This is a genomic window from Solibacillus daqui (assembly GCF_028747805.1).
Taxonomy (GTDB): Bacteria; Bacillota; Bacilli; order Bacillales_A; family Planococcaceae; genus Solibacillus; species Solibacillus daqui.
Genome location: NZ_CP114887.1, coordinates 158,036 through 182,455, shown reverse-complemented (window position 1 = coordinate 182,455; position 24,420 = coordinate 158,036). Strand labels below are relative to the sequence as shown.

The following is a 24,420-nucleotide window of genomic DNA, read 5'->3' as shown; positions in this document are numbered from 1 at the left end:
CCTCCTTTAACACATCCCTCTTTCACTCTATAGAAAAATATAACAAACATTAATTAACTACGAAATAAAAAAATCAATTACACCTCGGCGTAATTGCGTCCATTTTTTGAGCCCGCTAGGAAATTTTCTTTTAGAATCTGTGACATCCGCCGTGGGCACTAATTTCTTTCAGTCGGGGTTTGAACCCCTGCTGAAACAAGTTAAAAAACTACATTAAACGTCTTCACATTTAACGCAGTTTCTTGGCATTATTCCGTTGATAAAACATCCGTCACAATAATTTTTGTTGGATTCGTTTGCGCTGGGATACTACGTGTTGTCGTACTATAAAAAACGATGAGGATTTTACCTATTAGCCCCTCTTTTTCAACACGCTTCCCTTGCAAATCAACCATTTCCGTTGAATCCTTTATGTGTAATTTCAGTTTCAATTGCTTGCTAAATAGCATTTCATCAAACGCCCCAATGACCACTTCGCCCTTTTTGTCATACTGATCAAAAATGACTAACAGCGGTGTTGTTTGTGGCGGTGACACCATTGGCAGTGGCGTTTTAGAGTCAACAAATGCAATAATGCGACCCTTCACCGGAATCGCTGATACACCAATTCGATGACCGTCTTTTGTCAAAAGCGGTGTTTGCCCTGTAATTTTTAATATCGATTTTTTCGTTTCATCTTTTTCACTTATCGTTTCGATAATACCGACACCCGATTGCACGCTAATCGAGAGGACAAGTGCTTCAATTTTTCTGATTACTGGCTGCATTGTATCACCTCTCTATATTTCTATTAGATTGTTTTCCCGAAAAGTGAGCACTAAAAACGTGGCAATCAATCATATTGACGCTTAATTGGTTTATAAATACGTGCCTGCTTTAACAGCGACTTGGGCATTAGCATGGTAGCTGTCACAACTCCTGGATGACGACCAATTTCAATAGAGCCGGTAATCGTCGCACGGTTTCTCACTTCTTCTACCGGTAAATCAAAGAGTTTTGCTGCACGTGCTAATGCATTGTCAGTCGCACTATTTAAGTTTGCGCCTGATCCCACAATCGACAACGGGAAGCTATCTTCAATATTTTTGACACCGAATTCTTCTGCTAAATTACGCGCAATACGCTTCTCTTCCTTTGTAAATGGCTTCGCTGTATATGGAAGATCCTCGCCATTAGGCAATACAATCGGTCCTTGCAAATCAACCTTTTTCAATACACTTACCTTTAGCTGCACAATACCAGCAACATCCGTTGTGTGCCCCGCGATTTCGCCGTCACCCTGCATCGCATGCATATCTCCAACATACACACCGCCACCTGGCACCTTTACCGGACAAATAACAACCGCCCCTGCGCGTACACGACTTATATCCATATGACCGTCTGTACGGTGAATATCTAATTCGTCTTCCGTCATCGTAAATTCATGTGGTGCGCCGATTAAAAACGTCCCGAAATCACCGGCATTATGTGAATCCGGCATTGCTTTTGATGGCGTTGTCCCAAGTTGCCCTACAAATGGACGCATTCTCGCCATTAGCCCAATTAAATCGCTCGGCGCAAAAGCAGTGACAGGATTTTGAACCGATTTTTCAGGTGTACGCATAAATTCTTTTGCATTTTGTGCGATACGTCGCGCCGCTTCTTTACCAAGTGTTAAACCAATATCCCCTTTAGGACTAAGCGCCATCGTGTAGCCGTTTGACATTTTAAATGGTGTTGTGTCCGTACCACATGTCGCACATTTTACCGCTTCTTGACCGATACCTTGTACAATTGTTGATGGATAGAGCTTCCCGCAACCTGGGCATTTGACTTTAACAAATGGGTCTCCAATAAAACGGTCGCTTTGTGCTTCATCCGTTCCTGAAGAAGTCGCAATCGATGTTACCTGAATAGATTGGATTTCAATAACAAGCGCATCGCCTACTTCCGCGCCTTCAATGTAAACAGGCTTTGTCACCTCATGCCCGCCACGAATTGTTGGTGTAATCATCGGTCCCCAGCAACCTGGTGCTGTATTCGCGATAATCGTACCCCCGTCTTTTAGTGGTCCTAACATCGGTACATTCGGATTTAAAATTCCGTCTGTAAATTCGTTTACAAATAACGTTTCAGCCGCTTGTACAATCGACTCCTCGATAATTGTTAGTGTTTCTCCTACATCCATTGCAGGGTTGTTTGCTGTGTTAATTTCATTTGTCATGTAAAAACCCCCTATAATATGAAAATCCAAAAAATACGAGCGATTATTTTACAGTACTTATAATCGGCAAACTGTTTCTTCCTCTATTATACAATTTTTTTCATACGCTTTACGACTTGAATTGTCACAAAGGTAAAACATTCCCAAATGTTTTATAATAAAAATACTAGTTTTTTGAAAGGACGTGCTTCTATGGAACAGCCGCGCATTTTGATTGTAGACGATGAAGAGGATTTACGAAATTTAATGAAAGCCGCGCTCAAAAAAGAAGGCTTCACCGAAATCCAAACAGCGGGCTCTGTAGCAGAAGGGCTCCAGGTATTTAAAACGTTTTCGCCAACCATTGCACTGCTTGATGTCATGCTACCAGACGGTGAGGGCTACGAACTATGCCGCAAGATCCGTGAAACCTCGCATATTCCAGTGCTATTTTTATCCGCAAAATCCGATGAGGTCGATAAAATTTTAGGACTGGCAATTGGTGGCGATGATTATATTACAAAGCCATTCAGTCCAAAAGAAGTAGCCTTCCGTGTAAAGGCACAGTTACGTCGCCTCGGTTTTGCTCAAAGCACATTTACTATCACTGAAAGTACTTCTACGATATGCGGACCATTCGAAATGAATGCCGATGAAACGGAAATAAAAAAAGACGGTGTACTGCTTGAATTAACAGCAAAAGAGGTTGGTTTAATGGCTTGCTTCATGCGCAATCCAAACCGAATTTTGAGTAAAGAACTGCTATATGAGCACGTATGGGGTGAGGACTTTTTTGGCGCGGATAATACACTGATGGTGCATATTCGCCGTCTTCGTGAAAAGGTCGAACAAAATCCTTCTAAGCCTGTTTCCATCAAAACTGTAAAGGGGCTTGGCTATAAAATGATGATTTAACAAGATTCGGAGGAACGCACAATGAAATGGAAGCTGACGAATCGCTTTTTAATGACGATTATGACAATTATTTTTATAGTTATTATTGTGAATTTAGTGTTGCTTGTCGGGCTACTATATTGGCATTCGAACAAATCCACAACAAATGATTCCGTCAATGATGAAGTATTTACACGTGATTTTAAACAGTATATTTCCACCGAGCAAAATGTACCTAATGTTAATGACGTTGGTCTTTCTTTATTAACAGCTCATAATGCATGGATTCAAATTTTAGATACAAATGGCTCTGTTGTCACATCTTATTTTGCACCTAGTGAAGCACCGAGCCATTATCGTCCAATTGACATTGTGCAGCATTACAAATATCGGGAATATGATACGGGCACAACCGTTTATATTAGTAACAAGGACGATTTCAGCTATTTAATCGGTATTTTCAATTCTGATGTTTCACGCTATACCTTTTCGTTAAATGGTAGCTCCATTATAAATGTCACTTCTAAATATGTTCTTTATATCATTATTGTTGATTTAATAATTGCGCTCTTTGCTGGGCTCATGTTCGGTTCGATTTTAACGAAGCCGCTTTATGTCATGATTGACAGCATCCAGCAGTTAAAAAACCGCAACTTCCACTTACAAAAAGTGAAGCGTCCTGGTATTTATAAGCAGGTGTTTACCAATTTACAGGACGTTTCAAGCGAGCTCGAAAAACAAGAAAACGAACGCAAAAAGCTCGAGCAAATGCGTAATGAGTGGATTAGTAATATTTCGCATGACATGAAAACTCCGCTCGCATCGATTCAAGGCTATGCCGAATTATTGAACGATGCGGATGTTAGTGACGTGGAACGTAAAGAATACGCAGAAGTGATTGAGCGCAAGTCGGTTTATATGCGTGAACTCATCGATGATTTTAATTTAACGATGAAGCTACGCCAGCACAAAATGCCACTTCAACTAACCGAAGTACGTATCGAAAAATTACTACGTGATCTAGTGATTAACGTGCTAAACGACCCTCAATTTGCAATGAGTCAGGTCCATTTTGAAAGTACCGCATCCGAGCTGGTGTTAACCGTTGATGTGCATTTAATGCAGCGTGCCATCACGAACTTTTTGATGAATGCACTTATTCATAATCCTAGTGATACACAAGTGACTGTAGAACTCACTGAAGTAAATGGACGCGTAATGATTGAAATTCGTGATAATGGTCGTGGCATGTCACAAGAAGATGTTGAAAATGTATTCGAGCGCTATTATCGCGGCTCGAATACGACAAATGTGCGCGGAACGGGTCTTGGTACCGCTATTGCTCGTGATATTATTTTCGCACATGGTGGCGAAGTTTCAATTGAGAGTGAAATTGGTAACGGTACTACTGTAAAGATTCGAATTTAGAGGGATGTGCTAATGGACAAAAAGCAGGCATACGAGGAATGTTTGTAATCCAATCACAAAAAGAACTAAGGCACATGCCTTAGTTCTTTTCATTGTGTCGAATAGTTGTCAAATATAAATTAGTGCCAGGCCGATCGCTCACTCAATGGTTGATTGTTGTTTGCTTTAGCATGCTTTGAGCCCGCATCGAAGTTAAATTCTGTACCGAACTCCTCCAACCGGAACTTCTTAGGTTTTTGGTTTACTTCTTGTTTTTTCATACCTTGTTTTCCCTTTGCTTTTGCATGATTACGATTTGCATTCATATTTGACATAACCATCCTCCATTCTTTTTTTGAAAAGTAATTAAACGAATCGTCTAATTAAGACTTCTCAAACTAAAGTTTGACCCAGGTTAATAAAAATTATTAAAACAATAATTTTTTGTCAAAATACAATGCCTATCCATATAACTCCCCACAAATAAGTGATCTTGCCTATAATTTAAGGAGTAACCTTTTCGTTAAAATCGAAATTTAACTCGAACAGAGGCATTAATAGGAATTGTCCCCTGTTCAATGGGTGTTATAAAGTCTTGATTACTCATTTGAACCTTATAAGGAACTGGTATATTATTATGGCTCTCTTCCACAATTTCAATTGGTATAAGCTGTAACGGTATTTGCATCGTTTCAGCCATTGATTTGGCTTTTGCTATGGCATTGACCAGTGCTAAATTAAGCGCCTGTTTATAATAGGCATCCGAATTTTCTATTTTAAACTGGATAGCTGAAACATGATTCGCCCCATTTTGTATAGCTGTATCAATAACTGTCCCAGCTTGACTAATATCCGTTATTTTAACTGTAATCGCATTTTGCACCTCATAGCCCCTAAAAACCTGTCTACCCTCAATGTAATCGTAGTTTGGAGAAATTGTATAGGCCGTTGTTTGGATGGCCTCTCTTGGAATATTTAACGCTAAAAGCGACCCAATGACGCGGTTCATGATTAAGGCATTTTCTTGCTGAGCTAGACTGACATCTTTCCCTTCTGTACGCACTTCTATCTGAATTTGAACATAATCAGGCCGCGCAACGATTTCTCCATTCCCCGTCACGGTCATCTCACGTGAGTCTGGATATGGTTGAAACCGATATTGTGGAGAATACAATGGATTCCGCCTTTCGTGTAATTGTTTTTCAATATTCTATGCGCTTTGTTTAGGTGGGTGTTCGCATTTCTTTTCACTTTTTCAACGAACGTGTTGATTCGCCAACATCTCCGGCTATTTTTCTAATCAATAACTTATGCTGACAGTGGCACAAGTTAAAACTACATAATAATAACCGTTATGGTAAAATTATTCATATTAACTAAAACAATTCATGAACCCATCAATCAAGCAGAAAGAAGTGGTACATATGTTACAGGAACAACTAGCCAAAAAAGCTTTAAACTTTGTGTCAATTCCTGATGACTATCAATTACTTGTAGAGGATTTTTCAAACGAACAAGCTAAATTTATGTGGTCGGCAGATGATTTAGCAAAAGGAATTGAAGTGTCACTTGATCAAAACGGAAAATTATTAGATTTAACTCGACCTCCTTCGAATACAGGAACACTCGTGACACCGCAACAGCAGCAAGCCCTTGCAGAAAATTTTCTAATGGAACAGTACGAAGAAGCAATGGATTATTTAACTTTGTCTACTGTCATCGAAAACGAGGATGAAACCACGTTTTTATACGAACAAGTTGTAGGAGGCTACCCTCTTGCAAGCTATTACACAAAAATAACCGTTTCCAAGTACGGTGAAACCATTGATTTTAGTTACGATGGCTACACAGAAACACCACCAAAATTCCCAATACAGCTTGCCGATAAAGAAGCTATTTTGCAACATTTGCACACAGCAAATTGGACACTCACGATGAAGTATTTAGTAAGTGACTATTATTCAGTTCCACAATCCGGCCTGTACCCAATTTATGAGAGTCCGATTGTTTACCAATCATTTAATGCCGAAAATGGGCACCCTTCCTTTGAACACAAACAAGAAGAGCCCGAGTCGTTCATTCCTTTTCCAAAAGTATCCGCATTTGAAAAACGAACAACGATAGAGGAAATCATCGGTGTATCAGACTCTATGATAAAACTACGCGAATTCGAATTAGATGAAAATACACTTGTTATTGTCTGGCGAGAAAAAGACTGGCGAGCACCTGCAGAAAAGACGATGGAAAACTTCCTGCTTGAACGTATGGAGCATACGGTAAAAGCGAAGATTGATAAGCATTCGAGGAAGTTAAAGGAATTCATGTGGTTTAAAGAGCGTACAGGCGAACTCGATCTTTCGTTTGAAGCCTGCCGTGACATTGCTTGTGCAGTTATTGCAACGTATTTTGAAGAATATGTTCCTTATTTACAATTACAAATTGAAAAAAACGCCTTCAATGAAGCAAACCGCGCATTTTTCACTTTCCCGCTGCACGTAGCTCCAGACTTACAAATAGAGGGGGAACGTTTTTACATTGGCATAAACAAAACAACGGGATTCGTGGATATCTTATGGTCCCCTCGTATGGACCTAGCGCTTCTTCAATCCTATGAAGCCCAAACTATCCAACCATTAAAAGACGTCATGCCAGCCTTAAAAGAAATCGATACCTTTTTACAATGGTCTAGGCAGTATGATGAAAATAAAAACGATGAAGTATTACAATATAAATTAGGACACGCACAAACGAAACAGCAGATTGTCGGTATAGATGCTATAACTGGACAACTTATCGTCAGTAAACTTTAGCTTGGAGGAACTCAGGCTAAGGACGCCGCGTCGTGCGGCAACACCTGAGTGACCAACATCGTGTTGGCACAAGCCCTAGTGGATGTCACAGATTTTTTAGGGGAGTTTTTCGAGTGAACTCGAAAAAAATCTGGACGCAATTACGCAGAGGCGTAATTGATAGAATGAAAAATAGAACCGCACTTACTTGTAATATGGTTCTGCGTTACAAATAAGTGCGGTTTATTTTTAATATAGATACTATTTTTTCTCTACCAAATAGTTTTAACTAGGAAAATCAAATGCGTCATACCTAAATGGCAAATCTTCTTGCTTATACGCTAGATAGACGCTTTTCCTTTATTGCCAATCCTTGTTTTAAAATCAAAGCACCTAGCAATTGAATGACTGTCTTCACAATTACTTGACCCACAATAGCGGCTGGTACAGCTTCCCATGGTATGAATCCTGCCCCAAGTGGGCTCAATCCAACGATGACAAAAATAACAGAATCAAGAAGACCGCCAACAATACCGCTATAGAAAACTCTCCAAGCCATTGGTAGCTTCAAGCGTGTATAGATTTCTGTATCGGCTGATTCAGCAATGACAAATGATATCGCAGATGCTGCAACAATCATTAAAGTATCTCCTAGTGAAAATGAAACCGCTCCAGATAAAAGTAACGCTATGAATATAAAGATATATGTTTTTGCTCGACCATGCTTATTTTGCACAAGATCTCGAAAAATGAAGGTTGCTCCAACAAAAAGTGTCCCCATAGGAACGATAAACATTCCAAACTCTAACGGTGCAAATCTTGCGGTTACCACGTTTGCAATAACAATCGATAATAAATAAAATAATACTCTCATAATTTCTCTCCTTTAAATACCACTAACTCTGTAAAAGCTTGGAAATATTTAACTATTCTTTTCGTAAAATTCACTCTTAGCGTTTATAAAGTCCTCAAGCCCTTTTTTCCGTAATTTACAAGCCGGACATTCACCACAACCGTCTGCGATTATACCGTTATAGCAAGTTAGTGTTCTTTCTCTCACATACTCAAATACGCCAAGTTGATCTGCTAGCTCCCATGTTTGTGCTTTGTTGATCCACATTAATGGTGTATGAATGACAAAGGAACAATCCATCGATAAATTTAATGTTACATTCAATGATTTGATAAAAATGTCGCGACAATCGGGATAGCCGCTAAAATCGGTTTCACAAACGCCTGTCACTATATGCTTTGCTCCTATTTGACTTGCTAAAACACCAGCAAATGAAAGAAAAAGCAGATTACGCCCAGGTACAAAAGTCGAAGGTAGTCCATCACTATCTTCTTCAACCATTATTTCTTCACGTGTCAATGCATTCGAAGTAAGCTGATTCAGCAGGGACATGTTAAGAATATGGTGATTGATACCATGCTCATTTGCGATTTCTTTAGCACATTCAATTTCAAGACGATGCTTTTGACCATAATCAAAGGTCACAACCTCAACTTGCGCAAAACGCTCAATTGCCCAAAATAAACAAGTGGTGCTGTCTTGCCCCCCACTAAATACAACAAGTGCTTTATCCTGAATCATATAAAAAACTCCTTAATCTCGAAAAAACAGCACTCTAAGAGATGTGCTGTTTTCATCTTAGTTTTTTTAAGAGGGTCGCTAACAACCTCTTCCTTACCAACAAGGACTTATTCAATTTATCTCGCATTACCGAGCAAATACCTGTTATCGATTATCAATTTTTTCCGGGTTTAAATCATGATTCATTAAACGGTAGTTTGCAATTTCTTCGTATTTCGTTTCTGGTCTTCCATAGTTGCACCATGGATCAATCGAGATACCTCCACGTGGCGTGAATTTGCCCCAAACCTCAATATATCTTGGATCTAGTAGCTTGATTAAATCATTCATAATAATATTCACGCAATCTTCATGAAAATCACCATGGTTTCTAAAGCTAAATAAGTAAAGCTTTAATGATTTACTTTCAACTAGCTTTTTCTCTGGAATGTATGAAATATAAATTGTTGCAAAGTCTGGTTGTCCTGTAATTGGGCATAAACTCGTAAACTCCGGACAATTAAATTTCACGAAATAATCACGATTTGAATGCAGACTTTCTACTGACTCTAATACCTCTGGTGCATAGTCCGTTGCATATTGTGTATTCTGATTCCCTAATAGTGTTAAATCATTTAATCCTTCAGTGGGCTTGCGGCCAGTCATAAAAAAACCTCCTTGAAAAGTAATACCGAATCTTTTCAAGGAGAGGCGCTGTCATTTTCTATACAACTTACAGGATTGAATCAAAAAAAGCCATGTCCAATTATGGACATGGCGTATTTGTCATGTATCCATAGTTTTTTATAGAGGGTATCAGCTATGAACCTCTCCTGAGAATTTTCAGGTATTTTATCTAAAAAGACAATACACTACATGAAGATAGATGTCAATTCCCACTATTAATGAATTACTCACTTACAATAATCGAACTTACTTACGATAAGGTTCTCCGTAATGGTCCTAAATGAGGTTCTTTAGAGTTCTTAACATCTAATTATGTCCCTTATTAGAAGACTTCTCATGTTGAAGCAGCCACTCTTTTCTCCACAGACCTCCTGCATAACCAGTTAATTTCCCGTTAGAGCCGATTACTCTGTGGCAAGGAATGACAATGCTTAACTTGTTCTTCCCATTTGCATTTCCAACTGCTCTGATGGCTTTTTCATTCCTGAGAGAAACAGCAATATCCTTATAGGAGCCCGTTTTTGCATAGGGAACCTCTGTTAAAGCTTCCCATACTTTTTTCTGAAAGTCTGTCCCTATTAATAGATACGGAAACGAAAACTCACGCCGATCACCTTTAAAATATTCGTCAAGTTGGTTATAGCATTCTTCTAAAACTGGAGGAGTTTCAGCAAGTAAAAGGTTCACCTTTTTTTCCTTTTCAGAAAATAAAATCGAACTGATTGTCTCATTATTGCCGATTATTTCTATTACGCCAATTGGTGATTCATAATCTAATTTATGGATTTTCTTCATATAAAGACCTCCAAAGATAAAAGGTTGCATATGCCTGCCAACCTTCCCAATCTACTGCATATTCCCTTATTTCCTCCATTGTTGGTTTCCTTTCAAGACCCAATAAAATCTTTAAGGCATTTTGAAGGCCAACATCGGCAACTGGAAAGGAAGATGTATCGTGTAGGGTTTTCATCATTACATAATCTGCTGTCCATGCTCCGATACCTCTGTACATCATTAGGGATTTTTTTACTTTCTGATTATCTTTTTTCTCAAGCAATAATTCTTTTGTCAATTTCCCCTCTGACATAGCTTCGGCAATGCCAATAATATATTCAGCCTTCCTAATCGTAAATTGTAGATCCCTCAAATCATCCACATATATCGATGCTATTTTTTCAAATGATGGGAATAGCCAAAACGTTTCTCCTTCGAAAGTTAAACTTTCACCATACTGTTCAACGAAGCGTCTCTTTAATGTATACGCAAATGTTAAATTAATTTGCTGTCCCATAATCGCCCATACTAACGCCTCAAATAAATCAGAAATACACATAATCCGTAATCCATAATATTTATGAGCAAGTTTCTTTAAGACTTTATCTCGATCAGCCAATTGATAAAATCCCGCTAATTCTTGATCCAAATCAAACCATTCCCAAATATACTCTGCCACTTTTTTGCGTGAGTCTATCGATGGAGGGCTCATGGGGAATTCAACATTTATAGAATGATTGATAGATTCAATTTTACATAAAACCAAAGATTCATTAATTTTTATTAGTTTATATAAAGACTGCTCTTTAATCTGATGCATTATTTCCTGACTGGATCTGCCCAGGAAAACTAAACACTCCTCAAAATTAAATGCCTTTGGAGGATATATTTCTATAAAAGATTCATGATCAATCCAATTCATTCAAAAGTCCTTTCGATATTTACTGGGTGAACAATTTTTTAAGTTTCGAAATACTTTGTAAAAATTAGAAGTGCTCTGGAATCCTACTTCATAGCAAATCTCAAGGTTCGTTAAAGTTGTGCATTTTAGAAGGTGGGCTGCTTTGTCGATACGAATTTTTTCTAAATAAGTACGTGGAGTCTCAGATGTTTCCTGTTTAAATAAGCGCTCCAAATAAAAAGGACTAACACCTACATGATCCGCTATATCTTTTAATACCAAATTTTTCTTATAATGATTCACTAGAAAAGTTATAATATTTCTGACAAGCTCAATATGCGGAGAGTGCTCAACTTCTGGCTGACATCTCTTACAAGGACGATAACCAGCTTTTTCAACTTCATTCATGTCATGGTAAAACTCAACATTCATTTTTTTAGGTTTTCTTGATCTGCAGGATGGGCGACAGTATATTTTAGTTGTTTTAACTGCAGTAAAAAATAGCCCATCATATTTTTTATCACACGCGATGATTTTCTCCCACATCTCTTCAAATGAAAGATTAACATTAGTCGTCATGTAAACCACTCTCCATTCACATTAGTGCTCGTTTTCATAAAGAAGGGAAGTATCTTTATATCTCAATAATTGGCCAACTTTCTTATCTAAATAAGCAAATATATTATCGGATAGGGCATTTCCAAAACTGAATCTTCCTACACCTAATTCTTTGAGCTTATTACAACTTGTTAGTCCAGGTAAAGATAATATATTTAGGGGTGCACTTATATTCGTGGTAATTTCTTTAATCTCACCATCCCCTTTTAAGCCGGGAACAAAAATCCCACTAGCACCACTCTCAACATACGCTTTTGCTCGTTCTATTGTTTCCATCAAAGGATTTTGCCTTTGAAAATAAGTATCTGTTCTGGCATTAATATAAAAATCTTTATAACCATTCTGGTCTAACGCTGTTCTTATTTTCTCTAGAAGATTACAATGGTGTGAAATCTCTCTTAAACCATTTGATTTTTTCAATGAATCTTCAATATTGATACCCGCTACTCCTACATCTGCCGTCCTTAAAACATTATCTATAATTGTCTCAGTGTCTTCGCTGTATCCAGCCTCAATATCAGCGGAAACTGGAATTTTAACGTTCTCTGCTATTGTTTTTATTATTCCTAAGTGTCTATCAAAATCAATTAATTCTCCATCTTTATACCCTAGAGAGTTAGCAATTCCCCAACTTGTAGTACCAATAGCTTTGAATCCTGCTTTTTCAAGCGTTAAGGCAGAAAACAAATCCCACGCGTTTCCTAAAAATAATAGATCCTCTGAAAAATGTAGCTCATTGAATTCCTGAATCTTATTCATCTTTTCTCCCTCCAAATACTTTGCTGGAGCCATTTTAACAAGTAATCTACCTTAATTTCGTCCTCATTCTTGCTTTTATGGTCTGCCTATAAGAAAAAAAGTGAAGCAATATTTGCTCCACTTCTAGGCTCTATTATAAAAATCGCATTTACTTATGGTACGGCTCTCCGTTGCTAGTGTAAGTGCGGTTTTATTACGTATATTACTCAATAAGACAAATTACAATTTAATTATTTATATTCGAAATTTCAAAAGGAATTAAATTTTCAATTCGTCTCCACGTACGGCAGACACTCTTTTCCTTGCCTAATGGTTGCTGTACCATTCGTTGTTTTATAAGGCGGTGTTTCCGGCAAAACGTTCATGACCAAGAGCCGGATTGAATAATCTTTATAAAATATTTCATCAAATGAAGGGGTTATGTGTGGATCCGTATTTTCAAATATCTTTTTTTGTAATTCTTCTATGTCTACATCAAATGGAATCCCTATTAAAACATTGTCTATTCCCTGAATTTTGTCGGCCACGCCGAAAACAACGCTGCCACCGCCGCCATTTGCCATACAAACAGCGTATTTAATCATTTTATTGACGTTTTCCTCCACAGCACTAAAATTCCATTGCTTAAAGTCTAGGTCCTGTGCCTCAAAATCATCTGCAATATGATGATCCAATTGCTGAATGATCTCCATGATTTCTCTTTTATTCTTCATAAGAATATCCTCCTTTCCAGCAAAATCGATCTATATACCTTGTAAATACGTTAACCAATGCTTATAAAAAAAAGGCAGTCCCTTATTACAAATACACTTGTAGGAACTACCTCTTATTATATTTATATGTTTGTTTCGTCATGGCTGTTTATAAAGCTTTTTGAAATTGCACGTTGGCTTCATTATAAATTTTTCAACACATGCAATTCCCAACTTTTTCAAAACCTACGCCTACATTTGTTTTACTAGTTATCTAATTCTATATCAACATTTCAATTAGATACATCTTGAAGGACAAATAAGTATATCCGTCGAAGTAATTTGCAATGCAGTTCAAACTGGGCTACGTTAATCCAACTAAAGGGTTGTGAGATTATAATGAACTTGACTGAAATTTTGAGTATAAATAAGGAAGGCTGGGAAAAATCCGCAGAACGTTTTTATGGCAGAACAGCTCTTCCGGAATATGGGCCATTTTCTTTAAGTGAAGAACAACTTAATTTATTCGGAACTATTGCAGGTAAAAAGATTTTAGATATTGGGTGTGGGAGTGGACATTCATTGCAGTATATGGGGAATGAAGGCGCACAAGAATTGTGGGGGTTAGACCTTTCAACAAAACAAATTGAAACAGCTGAAAAGTTACTACGTTCTCAAGAAAGTAAAGTAACCTTGTTCGAATCACCTATGGAGGAGAATCCAGGATTACCACCTGAATACTTTGATATAGTGTATTCCATTTATGCATTAGGATGGACTGTTGATTTACAAAAGACATTATCTAATATCCATAGTTATTTAAAACCTGGTGGCACATTCATATTTAGTTGGGAGCACCCTATTCACGATCGATTAGCCTATGAAAATTCAGCATTCACTTTAAAAAAATCATACAATATAGAAGGCCCCGAGTACAATGAAGCGTGGCACAACAATGTTGTCATATACCATCGAAAATTAAGTACATATATTAATACGCTTATAGAAGCTGGCTTTATCATTGAGAAGGTAATCGATGATGTTGTATTACCGACTACCATTACAGAAAATCCTTCAAAATGGTATTCAACTCAAAGAGCATCTATTGTTCCAGCCACATTTATAATAAAAGCTACAAAACGTAATACTCGCCACCTTTTATAAATGGCATTGCATTTTTTAAATGGATTATTAAACAAAACAGCTTAAAATGATAGCTTTTCTTTTGTGGGTTTCCTTGAAAAATTTATACTTTCTAAGTCAAAAATAGCAAAAAGTCATAAAAGAGCAGCACCCTTTTATGACTTTTAATTTTTCATTAAATGTAAAAATATTATTTGAATTGTGCTTTTACTTTCGCTGGTAGCACATCGTACTGCACTTCATCGTAAGACGTTACTTCATTTCCATCTTTTGTATATAACATTAAGTATGCTTCATGACGTAAATTTTTGCTCGCCGAAAATTTCACCAAAACTTCTTTCCCGTCCTCATCGTACGCAACTTGCTCATACGAATAGCTCATATAAACCGTCCCATCCGTTGCGACAGAACGATCTTCTACGCCATCTTCTGTAATTTGCACGTACACATGGTCTTTCCCTAAACGGTTAAAATCCATTGTCGCTAACACAACTAAGCCAGCTACTAACAAAGCCACTACGAAACCAAAAGCAATAAATAGCTTTTTCATCTATCTTTTCCTCCATTATAATTTTTGACGAATCACTTTATTGAAATAAGAAACTGTTAATATATAATACAAACCGTAAATTGCAGAATAAACAACAATCCAAATGAGCACAGGTGTCACGATATTCATATTAAACAATGTTGAGAAAGCCTTTAACGCAAACACACTGTGTAAAATGCCTAAAATAAGCGGAATCCCAAAAATCAAGCCAACTTGAGCGCGGATTGTTTTTTTCATCTCTTTTGAGTTCACGCCAATTTTAAATAACACCTCGTATTTGCCTCGATCCTCCTCGGCATCGGTAATCATTTTGAAGTAAATAACGCTCCCCATTGCCATAAGAAATACTAAGCCCAAAAAGCTCCCAGCAAACAGTAGCGCCCCATAGGATTGCACCATTGATTGATAGATTGCAGGATGGCTTGAGAAGGTTTCACTCTCCCCGATTTGCTCGCGGATTTTTTCAGATACTGCTAACTGATTTTTTTCATCCTTCATTTCAACCATTTGATACGAAACTGCCTCACCTTGAATGGCTTCGTATGCATCGTCAGTTACAACCGCTACGACAAATAGTGATGGCGTATTAAACATCGACTCATCTGAAAAGCTTTCAATCGTAAATGTTTGTTCGCCTACTTGCATGGTCTTCCCTGTGTAATCATCAGAAAAACGCGCATCGTAAAAGCTATCCATAATAAACGCATCATTTCCCAACAACGTCAACGCTTCCTTCCCTTGCAAAGAAGCCATTTTATTATACTGAGATAATTTAATAAACGCATAGTTATACACGTCATTGTATATGTTTAAATCGCTGTTTTTAACCTCTATATTTTCGTTGTATATTATTGCGTCCGATTGTATATTTACAGAATTACCCTGCCACATAAACGTATTTGGAGCATATTTTTGTGCTTCTTTTCCAATGTTGTAATAAAGACCAAATACTGCTCCACCCGCTGTTATGGTCGTCGCACTCAAAATCGCAATTAATGTTAACGTTTTCGCATTTCCACGAATACGATACAGCATTTGCGATACAGTCATTAAATTTAAGCCGCGCCATGCAAAGTGGCTATTTTTTTTCATTTTCGATAATATGAATACCGTTACGCTATGGAATAATAAGTATGTCCCAAACACAACGAGTAGAACGATAATCAGCGGTGTCGTAATAATTCCAAGCATTTTCCAAGCCTGCGAAGTCGACATATCGACAGAGGCTAAATAATAGCCTGCGCCAATCATCGCCACCCCTAAAATAGCAGCAATCGCCTTCGCTTTTGGCAGCGCCTCACCCTTTTTTTCTGCATGGAACAAGTCAATTAACTTAAATTGATAAATAACAAAGTAACCCTGCAATGATGTGAGGAAGAAGATGATCATAAATAGCAACATCGTCTGACGAACTGCCTCACCCGAAAATGTAAAACTTGAAACAATATCTAAATTCATTAACTGAATTAATATTGCTAAAATGCCCTTCGAAGCAAAGAACCCTAGCAAAATACCGACAATTAATGAAAACATCCCAATCACCATATTTTCGAAAAACAATAAAAAACCAATTTGCTTTTTGCGAACACCCAGTAATGAATACAGGCCGACTTCTTTTTTACGCTTTTTCATAAAAAATGAATTCGAATAGGCAATAAAAATTGCAACAAAAATAATAAGCATTACCGAAGACACATTCATAAGCGTACTAATCATCGAACCGCCGTCAGCAAAATCGTCGCTAAATTTCAACGTGACAAATGTGAAGTAAATACAAATACTAAAGACCATCGAGCCAAGATAAAGTGAGTAGCTTTTCATATTGCGGCGAATGTTTTTTAATGCCAAATCAAATAATGTCATGCATATCACCATCCGTTGCTGCTAATTCTTCTAATATAAATTGGAAAAACTGCTTCCTTGATTTCGTACCGCGAAATAGCTCCTTCGATAACTCACCATCTTTAATAAGCAAAATGCGTTGACAAAAGCTTGCGGCATACGCATCATGTGTAACCATCATAATCGTTGCGTTTTGCTGTGCATTTAATTTACTCATGCTTTCGAGTAGATCTGTAGCCGATTTTGAATCGAGTGCCCCAGTTGGTTCATCAGCAAAAATCATTTTCGGTGCTGTAACAAGTGCGCGTGAGGCTGCTGTACGCTGCTTTTGCCCACCTGAAATTTGATATGGATATTTATCGAGTAAGCCTTTAATCCCAAACTGTGCGGCAATCGTTTCAACGCGCTCTTTAATTTGTGCTGGCTTTACTTTGGCAATCGCCAGCGGTAGCACGATATTTTCACGCACTGTCAAAGAATCGAGCAAGTTATAGTCTTGGAAGATGAAGCCTAAATGATCGCGGCGAAAATCGGCGAGCTTTTCTTCCTTCATTTTCGCAATATTGGCGTTGTCGATTACAATGTCGCCACTAGAAGCGGAGTCAATAGTCGCTAAAACGTTTAGTAATGTAGATTTCCCAGCACCTGAAGGACCCATTACCCCCACGAATTCCCCTTGTTCAATATCAAATGTAATATTTTTCAGCGCTTCAAAAGTAGCTTGGCCTTTGCCGTACACCTTTGACACATTGTTTACTTGTAAGATTGTCGTCATGTCAAACACCTCGTTTTGTTGTTGCTTTTACTATACCGCGCAAACCTTACAGCAAACTGCGTCCAACCTTACGAAAATCTTAAATCGTTCGTCACATACGTCATATATTTGTCATACAATATTCATAAAATGACAAGGGCAATTTCCTGTAATCGCCCATAAACATTGATACAATGGGTTTTATACCATTTTTTATACTTTACATATCATTTACAGTTCTATTAAAATGGCATTTTTGTGCTGTTTTTGCGTTATAGTGTATGTAAGTTCAAAAGAGTATTTAGACTTTTTGCATGATTCCACCGTTGCAGGATACCTAGCTGCTAGCATGTAAAAACTCAACAATATTCATTATGCTTTGAACCATTTGACTACCACCTCATTCATAAGGTAGGCTAGCACACACCTAGCCTAAACGAAAAAAAGAAGAAGGCACGAGCTATCCTCCCAATAGTAGCTCGTGCCTTCTTTCGTTTTTATTATTTTTTACCGTATCGCTTCGGCATTTGCATAATTGCATCCCACACACCGCTAAATGGTGGTGCGTATGCTAAGTCCAAATGTAGTAAATCCTCAAATGTCATTTCGTTATAAAGCGCTGTTGCAAATACATCGATACGCTTATCGACCCCATTTTCCCCAACCGCTTGCATGCCTAGTAACTGACGACTTTGCTGCTCTACAAGCATGCGCAGTTTCATCGGACGTACATTCGGATAATAGCTTGCGATATCGTTTACTTCCATTTCATACGCTTCTACAAGTACATGCAGTTGATCGGCATCTGCATTAGTTAATCCCGTCATTCCAATTTGCAAATTGAAAAATTTTAAAATCGATGTGCCCACAATGCCTTGATATTTTTGCATGTAGCCAGCAATATTTAAACCGGCAATACGTCCTTGCTTATTCGCTGTAGAGCCTAGCGGTAAGTAATCCATCTGACGCTTAATACGGTGATAATGGGTTGCACAATCGCCTGCTGCATAGACATGTTCAATAGATGTTTCCATATGTTCATTAACAATTAATGCCCCGTTTTCGAGTTTCGCAAAGCCATTCGCAAACTGCGTATTTGGACGTACCCCCGTTGCGACAATGACTAAATCGGTCTCATAAATACCTGATGCCGTGCGTACCCCTTCGACATGCGTTGCCCCTTTAAAACCTAGTGTCGTTTCATTTAGTAATACGTCAATGCCATGTTTCCGTGCTTCCTCTAACACCATTTGCGCTAGCTTTGGATCTAAAGCTGACATCAAACGCTTCCCACGATGTATTAAACGCACCTCTAACCCGCGCTCACGAACCGTTTCTGCTACTTCCAAGCCAATATAACCCGCACCAATAATTGTCACATGCTTCACACTAGGTAATGCACGCATTAATGCCTCCATTTGTGGAATGGTTTTCACTGTATGAATGCCCTGTAAGTCTGCATTTTCCAGCCGAGGAATTGTTGGTGAGGCCCCTGTTGCAATTAACAATTTATCGTATAAAAATTCAAATGGTTCACGGCTATTCACATCAATGCCACTCACCTTTTTTAACTTCGTATCAATATTCGTAACTTCATGAAAAATCCGTGCATCAATTCCGTATTTTGCACGGAACTCTTCAACATCTCGTGCGATTAAATCATCTGTATGTGGCACTTTTCCGTTAATGACATACGGCAAACCACATTGCCCGTATGAATAGACATCGCCCTTTTCTAACACTAAAATTTGTGCAGCCTTATTATTGCGCACAATTTCCATTGCCGCGCTCATTCCTGCCGCATCTCCTCCGATAATTACTACCTTCACCGTGCACCACTCCTTCTAAGTCTAATCCCATTTCAGAAAATTTTTTTTATCTTTTGTATAATTTATTCAAGTTCATTAGTTATATAAGTGAGTTAACTTACCATTAGTAAAACATATTTTCAATCATTTCACATGAACGATGCTTAATGTGACATGCATTTATTTTTTACACTGTTTTTATTCGCTCCAAAACTTCTAAAATCTCCCTCCACTATATTCCGAAATCCGAAAAATATGCTACACTAACTATCAGAATACTCTAATAAAGGAGCAATACCACTATGACAAAAACAACAATCGGTATTATCGGCACAGGTGTTGTCGGCGAAAGGATTATTAACCAAGCGTTAAACAACGAACATTACGAAATCGCCGCTATTTTTGATACGAATGAACAACGTACGAAGGAAATACAGGAAAAATACAATGTCAACACAACAAATGATTTACAAGCACTACTCAACTTAAGACCTGACTGGGTGTATATCGGCACACCACCCGTTAGCCATGCCTCATTAGCACAAGAAATCGCTAAGCACGGGCTTCATATTTTATCAGAAAAGCCACTTGCCCATGATGCCTCGGACGGTGAAGTCATGGTACAAGTCGCACAACAATCGAATGTCAAAACAGCGATGCACTTCCCGCTGATGTACGGAGCAGCGGTGCACCAATTCAAAAAAGAATTAGCAAGTGATATGGGCGATATTATGCGCATTGAACTACATACATATTTCCCAGAATGGCCGCGCAAATGGCAGCAAAACCCGTGGATTGCTTCACGTGAGCAAGGTGGCTTCATACGCGAAATTTTCCCACACTACTTACAGCTAACGTATCATTTATTTGGCGATATCGACATTACTGCACATGAAACGACATATCCACAAAATGAAGCGCTTTGCGAAACGGGCGTATCCGCATTAGCGAAAACAACGAGCGGTATTCCAATGGTCATAAATGGACTTGCAGGCATTGGCCAAGAAGAACGCATCGACTATAAAGTTTTCGGTACAAATAAAACGGTCACATTGCGTAACTGGTCACAAATATTCACAGCAAAAGCCTATGAAGCAGAAGTAGAAATTATTGCAACCGAAATGCCCGAAACGATGCTAGGCGCTTGCCGTAAAACACTGCTTGGTGAAAATGCCTTTATCGTACCATTTGAAGAAGGGTTAAAAGTTCAACGTTGGATAGATGAGTTATTAAAATAGCAAATCATTTTATAAGGGGACGTTTTTATGATGGATTTATTACATTATCCGTTTGCGAGTAAACGCAATACGGTCATTGCAAATCGTGGGATGGTTGCAACATCACAGCCACTTGCTGCACAGGCTGGGCTCGATATTTTAAAAAAGGGTGGCAATGCGGTTGATGCAGCCATTGCAACAGCAGCAGCCCTTACCGTTGTCGAACCAACATCAAACGGCATTGGTGGAGATGCCTTTGCACTTGTTTGGATGAACGCCGATAAAGAGCTTTATGGATTAAACGCTTCAGGTCCTTCTGCCAAAGCAATTTCAAAAGAAGCATTAATAGCACGCGGGATCGACAAAATGCCGATGCATGGCGTCATTCCGGTAACTGTTCCAGGTGCTCCAGCGGCTTGGGTAGCATTATCAAAGCGCTTCGGAAAATTACCTTTAACAGAAGTGTTAGCACCCGCGATTTCTTATGCGGAGGACGGCTACCCGATTTCCGTGACACTTGGACAAAACTGGCAAAACGCTTATAAAAAGTACAAAAAATCACTCACAACCGAAGAATTCAACGCTTGGTTCGACACGTTTTCAATCGATGGGCGCATGCCGGAAATTGGTGAAATGTGGCGTTCTCCTGGTCATGCTGACACATTACGTAAAATCGCCTCGACAAATGGAGAGGCTTTTTATCAAGGGGAACTTGCAGAAAAAATCGATGCATTCATGAAACAGCATAATGGCTTTATAACGAAAGACGATTTAGCAAGCTACGAGCCGGAATGGGTTCAACCAATTGGTGTAAATTACAAAGGCTATGACGTATGGGAAATCCCACCAAACGGACAAGGCATCGTCGCACAAATGGCGCTAAATATTTTCCAGCATGCAGAAGCAAAATGGCAGGACACTGATACATTGCACAAGCAAATTGAAGCAATCAAACTTGCCTATACAGACGGTAAAGCCTTCGTCACGGAGCGTGCAGAAATGCCGGTAGATACTGATACGTTACTTTCAAAGGATTACGGTGAAAAACGTTTTGCCGAAATTACCGATACAGCACTTCTGCCAAAGCCATTTGATATTCCAAAAGGTGGTACGGTGTTTTTAGCAACCGCAGATGCGGACGGCAACATGGTATCATTCATTCAAAGTAACTATATGGGCTTCGGTTCAGGTATTGTGATTCCAGGAACAGGCATATCTCTACAAAATCGTGGCTATGATTTTTCATTAGATGAAAATCATCCAAACTTTTTAAAACCAGGAAAACGTACATATCATACAATCATTCCAGGCTTCCTAACGAAAAATAACGAAGCCGTTGGACCATTTGGCGTTATGGGTGGTTATATGCAGCCTCAAGGACATTTTCAAGTCGTAACGCATACGGTTGATTTCGCGCTAAATCCTCAGGCCGCGCTCGACATGCCACGCTGGCAATGGATGGGTGACAAACGTATTGAAGTTGAACCACATTTCCCAAATTATTTAGTCCAAGCCTTGCAGCGTAAAGGTCATGATATTCATGTTGCAATCGATGGTAGTATTTTCGGACGTGGACAAATCATTTGGCGCGATCAAAAAACAGGCGTACTTTACGGTGGGACAGAGCCACGTACGGATGGCACAATCGCAGCCTGGTAAAATAAACAAAAGCTTCGATGCATGTTATCTTTATGCACCGAGGCTTTTTTTAGCTTTGTATCCTTCTCCTTTCAAATACAACGGCAACCTTATCCCCTACCGAAACATACAACATAATCTTCCGAGCCCCCATCTTTATTAATTTTTTCATTACCTTACTTAATAAGATTTTACCTTCTGTATGACCGTATATATCGTTTATCTGCTTGAAATTTTCCAATGCGACAAGTTTATTTTTAACTTTATTGTTGCATTTTCTTTCGTTTCAGCATATATTTTTCCTTAAGGAAACATATTATCGTTAGTGAAAAGGACTGAATATTATGACCGTTGAAGTTTTAATGATTCTGTTATGTATTATTTGGTTTATTTTTTTACTTGCATGGCTCCTAACAAAATCAGTGACGATCGCGACGTTATTTTTTGTAATATGGATTAGCTTACGGTATGTGATTCAAAATCATTATTTGAAAGAGAAGGAGTCTAAAAGACAGTGAAACGTTATTTTGGGGTTTTGGGTGTTTTAGGATTATCTATGATATTAGTAGCATGCGGAAATGAGGAATCATCAACTAGTGAAAAAAAAGAAGGAAATATCGTCGCAACTACAAGTCAAATTGGAGATGCCTTAAAAATCATTGGCGGTGATCATTTACAAGTAACAACATTAATGGGACCTGGCGTCGACCCACATTTATACAAGGCTACACAAAGTGATTTGACAAAGCTGGATGGAGCAGAGGTGATCTTTTACAGCGGCTTACATTTAGAAGGACAGATGCAAGAAATTTTCGACCAAATGTCTGAGGAAAAAACCGTGCAAGCGGTAGCAGAGGAAATTGATAAAGCACAATTATTAGCGGATCCAAATAATGCAACATTACACGATCCCCACGTTTGGTTTGATATCGACTTATGGAAGGAAGTTGTTGATACAATTGGCGACACGTTAGTCGAAGAATATCCTGAATATAAAGATGATTTTGAGGCAAATGAAGAAGCTTTCTTAGCCGAGTTAGATGAACTAAAACAATACGCATCTAATAGGATTGAAGAAATTCCAGCATCGCAAAGAATCTTAGTAACAGCCCATGATGCCTTTAACTACTTTGGTGAAAGTCAAGGGTTTGAAGTACGGGGTCTTCAAGGCTTAAGTACGGATTCAGAATATGGCGTAAAAGATGTGCAAAATATGGTTGACTATTTAGTAGAGAACAAGATTAAAGCGATATTTGTAGAGTCAAGTGTCTCCGATAAGGCGATGAAAGCAGTAATTGAAGGCGCTAAGGAAAAAGGGCATAGCATAGTAATTGGCGGCGAACTGTTCTCAGATGCTATGGGAGCCGAGGGAACAGAAGAAGGTACTTATTTAGGCATGTATAAACATAACGTCGACACGATTGTCAATTCATTAAAGTAGGTGAAATAGATGGATGCATTAGTAGTTCAAAACTTATCGGTTGCTTATGATAAAAAAACGGTGTTGGAAAATGCAAGTGTTTCAGTACCAACAGGACATTTAGCAGCCATAATTGGCCCAAATGGTGCTGGAAAATCAACATTTTTAAAGGCGGTATTAAATCAGCTACCAAACAAAGTTGGAAATGTCTCGATTTTAGGGAAGGCTTTTTCTCCAAAAAGCTTACAGGTTGGCTATGTACCTCAGCGCAATGCCGTTGACTGGGATTTCCCAACAACAGCGATTGATGTTGTATTAATGGGTCGTTACGGCCATCGAGGCTTATTTAAACGTCCTACAAAACACGACCGAGCACTCGCTATGGAAGCTTTATCGAGTGTTGGCATGCAGGATTTTGCAGACCGCTCTATTGGTCAGCTTTCTGGCGGTCAACAGCAGCGCGTTTTCCTTGCAAGAGCACTCGCCCAAAATGCAGAGGTATACTTTTTAGATGAGCCCTTCGCAGGGGTAGATGCTGCAACGGAAAAAACAATTATCGATATTTTAAAAAATTTAAAGGCACAAGGGAAAAGTATTTTCGTCGTTCATCATGATTTGCAAACCGTGACGGAGTATTTTGACTATACAATTTTATTAAATAAAACGATTTTAGCGGCAGGGAAAACCGAGGAAACCTTTACACCCGAAAAGCTACAGCAAACCTATGGCGGAAAATTATTAATAATGGAAGCGATGTAAGGAGGAGAAA

General features: G+C 38.6%; 25 protein-coding genes and 1 riboswitch. Of the genes, 8 read left to right on the top strand and 17 right to left on the bottom strand.

All coding sequences use genetic code 11. From position 1 onward, the window contains the following. Positions 1-248 precede the first annotated feature (248 nt). Together O7776_RS00930 and O7776_RS00925 are read right to left on the bottom strand one after the other, a co-directional pair. Positions 249-767 carry a hypothetical protein gene (locus O7776_RS00930; protein ID WP_274308808.1) on the bottom strand — a complete coding sequence of 173 codons (519 nt, stop codon included), beginning with the start codon at positions 765-767 and terminating at the stop codon, positions 249-251. A 65-nt stretch (positions 768-832) separates the two neighbouring features. Next, positions 833-2,170, bottom strand: a complete 1,338-nt coding sequence (locus tag O7776_RS00925; RefSeq protein WP_274310425.1) for an acetamidase/formamidase family protein — start codon at positions 2,168-2,170, stop codon at positions 833-835. A gap of 228 nt (positions 2,171-2,398) precedes the next feature. Between O7776_RS00925 and O7776_RS00920 the strand changes: the two genes are divergently transcribed. Both O7776_RS00920 and O7776_RS00915 read left to right on the top strand, forming a co-directional pair. Next, the gene (locus O7776_RS00920; protein WP_274308807.1) at positions 2,399-3,100 is read left to right on the top strand and encodes a response regulator transcription factor; all 702 of its coding nucleotides are present in this window, start codon (positions 2,399-2,401) and stop codon (positions 3,098-3,100) included. A gap of 21 nt (positions 3,101-3,121) precedes the next feature. Continuing rightward, positions 3,122-4,507 carry a sensor histidine kinase gene (locus O7776_RS00915; protein ID WP_274308806.1) on the top strand — a complete coding sequence of 462 codons (1,386 nt, stop codon included), beginning with the start codon at positions 3,122-3,124 and terminating at the stop codon, positions 4,505-4,507. Between the two features lie 119 nt (positions 4,508-4,626). Here O7776_RS00915 and O7776_RS00910 read toward each other — a convergent pair whose 3' ends face one another. Next, a complete protein-coding gene (locus O7776_RS00910) occupies positions 4,627-4,821 on the bottom strand; it encodes a hypothetical protein (RefSeq protein WP_274308805.1) in 195 nt (64 codons plus the stop codon). Between the two features lie 188 nt (positions 4,822-5,009). Next, the gene (locus tag O7776_RS00905) at positions 5,010-5,660 is read right to left on the bottom strand and encodes an SIMPL domain-containing protein (protein WP_274308804.1); all 651 of its coding nucleotides are present in this window, start codon (positions 5,658-5,660) and stop codon (positions 5,010-5,012) included. A 250-nt stretch (positions 5,661-5,910) separates the two neighbouring features. On the opposite strand from O7776_RS00905, the gene O7776_RS00900 reads away from it, so the two are divergent. Continuing rightward, complete coding sequence (locus O7776_RS00900; protein WP_274308803.1) at positions 5,911-7,296, top strand: YcdB/YcdC domain-containing protein; 1,386 nt, start codon at positions 5,911-5,913, stop codon at positions 7,294-7,296. A 313-nt stretch (positions 7,297-7,609) separates the two neighbouring features. Here the strand turns inward: O7776_RS00900 and O7776_RS00895 are convergent, their stop codons facing one another. The 8 genes from O7776_RS00895 to O7776_RS00860 form a co-directional block, all read right to left on the bottom strand. Beyond that, on the bottom strand, positions 7,610-8,149 hold the full coding sequence (locus O7776_RS00895; RefSeq protein ID WP_274308802.1) for a VUT family protein: 540 nt from the start codon (positions 8,147-8,149) through the stop codon (positions 7,610-7,612). Positions 8,150-8,197: 48 nt separating this feature from the next. After that, entirely contained in the window at positions 8,198-8,869 is a 672-nt protein-coding gene (gene queC, locus O7776_RS00890) for a 7-cyano-7-deazaguanine synthase QueC (protein ID WP_274308801.1), read from the bottom strand. A 144-nt stretch (positions 8,870-9,013) separates the two neighbouring features. Continuing rightward, entirely contained in the window at positions 9,014-9,514 is a 501-nt protein-coding gene (gene queF / locus O7776_RS00885) for a preQ(1) synthase (RefSeq protein WP_099425661.1), read from the bottom strand. Positions 9,515-9,638: 124 nt separating this feature from the next. Next, positions 9,639-9,685, bottom strand: a riboswitch (PreQ1 riboswitch). Between the two features lie 156 nt (positions 9,686-9,841). Continuing rightward, positions 9,842-10,330 carry a methylated-DNA--[protein]-cysteine S-methyltransferase gene (locus O7776_RS00880; protein ID WP_274308800.1) on the bottom strand — a complete coding sequence of 163 codons (489 nt, stop codon included), beginning with the start codon at positions 10,328-10,330 and terminating at the stop codon, positions 9,842-9,844. Further along, on the bottom strand, positions 10,314-11,231 hold the full coding sequence (locus O7776_RS00875) for a DNA-3-methyladenine glycosylase family protein (protein ID WP_274308799.1): 918 nt from the start codon (positions 11,229-11,231) through the stop codon (positions 10,314-10,316). Before O7776_RS00875 ends, O7776_RS00880 begins: the two co-directional genes overlap by 17 nt. Beyond that, positions 11,232-11,789 carry a bifunctional transcriptional activator/DNA repair enzyme AdaA gene (locus O7776_RS00870; protein WP_274308798.1) on the bottom strand — a complete coding sequence of 186 codons (558 nt, stop codon included), beginning with the start codon at positions 11,787-11,789 and terminating at the stop codon, positions 11,232-11,234. It lies immediately after the preceding gene. Positions 11,790-11,810: 21 nt separating this feature from the next. Beyond that, positions 11,811-12,587 (bottom strand): isocitrate lyase/PEP mutase family protein, encoded by a 777-nt coding sequence (locus tag O7776_RS00865; RefSeq protein WP_274308797.1) that lies wholly within the window; start codon positions 12,585-12,587, stop codon positions 11,811-11,813. A gap of 266 nt (positions 12,588-12,853) precedes the next feature. Continuing rightward, positions 12,854-13,300: an ATP-binding protein gene (locus O7776_RS00860; protein ID WP_274308796.1), complete on the bottom strand. Its 447-nt coding sequence runs from the start codon at positions 13,298-13,300 to the stop codon at positions 12,854-12,856. A 378-nt stretch (positions 13,301-13,678) separates the two neighbouring features. Here O7776_RS00860 and O7776_RS00855 point away from each other — a divergent pair, with 378 nt between their 5' ends. Continuing rightward, on the top strand, positions 13,679-14,443 hold the full coding sequence (locus O7776_RS00855; protein ID WP_274308795.1) for a class I SAM-dependent methyltransferase: 765 nt from the start codon (positions 13,679-13,681) through the stop codon (positions 14,441-14,443). Positions 14,444-14,612: 169 nt separating this feature from the next. Here the strand turns inward: O7776_RS00855 and O7776_RS00850 are convergent, their stop codons facing one another. The 4 genes from O7776_RS00850 to O7776_RS00835 all read right to left on the bottom strand — a co-directional run bounded on the left by O7776_RS00850 (position 14,613) and on the right by O7776_RS00835 (position 19,397). Continuing rightward, positions 14,613-14,972, bottom strand: coding sequence for a YxeA family protein (locus O7776_RS00850; RefSeq protein WP_274308794.1), 360 nt, complete (start codon positions 14,970-14,972; stop codon positions 14,613-14,615). A 15-nt stretch (positions 14,973-14,987) separates the two neighbouring features. Next, positions 14,988-16,835 (bottom strand): FtsX-like permease family protein, encoded by a 1,848-nt coding sequence (locus O7776_RS00845; protein ID WP_274308793.1) that lies wholly within the window; start codon positions 16,833-16,835, stop codon positions 14,988-14,990. Further along, entirely contained in the window at positions 16,822-17,589 is a 768-nt protein-coding gene (locus O7776_RS00840) for an ABC transporter ATP-binding protein (protein WP_274308792.1), read from the bottom strand. The genes O7776_RS00845 and O7776_RS00840 overlap by 14 nt, the downstream gene beginning before the upstream one ends. A gap of 479 nt (positions 17,590-18,068) precedes the next feature. Continuing rightward, a complete protein-coding gene (locus O7776_RS00835) occupies positions 18,069-19,397 on the bottom strand; it encodes an FAD-dependent oxidoreductase (protein WP_274308791.1) in 1,329 nt (442 codons plus the stop codon). Between the two features lie 281 nt (positions 19,398-19,678). Here O7776_RS00835 and O7776_RS00830 point away from each other — a divergent pair, with 281 nt between their 5' ends. Then, a complete protein-coding gene (locus O7776_RS00830) occupies positions 19,679-20,614 on the top strand; it encodes a Gfo/Idh/MocA family protein (RefSeq protein ID WP_274308790.1) in 936 nt (311 codons plus the stop codon). Positions 20,615-20,644: 30 nt separating this feature from the next. Continuing rightward, positions 20,645-22,252 carry a gamma-glutamyltransferase family protein gene (locus O7776_RS00825; protein WP_274310424.1) on the top strand — a complete coding sequence of 536 codons (1,608 nt, stop codon included), beginning with the start codon at positions 20,645-20,647 and terminating at the stop codon, positions 22,250-22,252. A 49-nt stretch (positions 22,253-22,301) separates the two neighbouring features. Here the strand turns inward: O7776_RS00825 and O7776_RS20295 are convergent, their stop codons facing one another. Continuing rightward, positions 22,302-22,472 carry a diguanylate cyclase domain-containing protein gene (locus tag O7776_RS20295; RefSeq protein WP_420802142.1) on the bottom strand — a complete coding sequence of 57 codons (171 nt, stop codon included), beginning with the start codon at positions 22,470-22,472 and terminating at the stop codon, positions 22,302-22,304. 273 nt (positions 22,473-22,745) lie between these two features. On the opposite strand from O7776_RS20295, the gene O7776_RS00820 reads away from it, so the two are divergent. Further along, a complete protein-coding gene (locus O7776_RS00820) occupies positions 22,746-23,672 on the top strand; it encodes a metal ABC transporter solute-binding protein, Zn/Mn family (protein WP_274308788.1) in 927 nt (308 codons plus the stop codon). 9 nt (positions 23,673-23,681) lie between these two features. Beyond that, positions 23,682-24,410 (top strand): metal ABC transporter ATP-binding protein, encoded by a 729-nt coding sequence (locus O7776_RS00815; RefSeq protein WP_274308787.1) that lies wholly within the window; start codon positions 23,682-23,684, stop codon positions 24,408-24,410. Positions 24,411-24,420 lie beyond the last annotated feature (10 nt).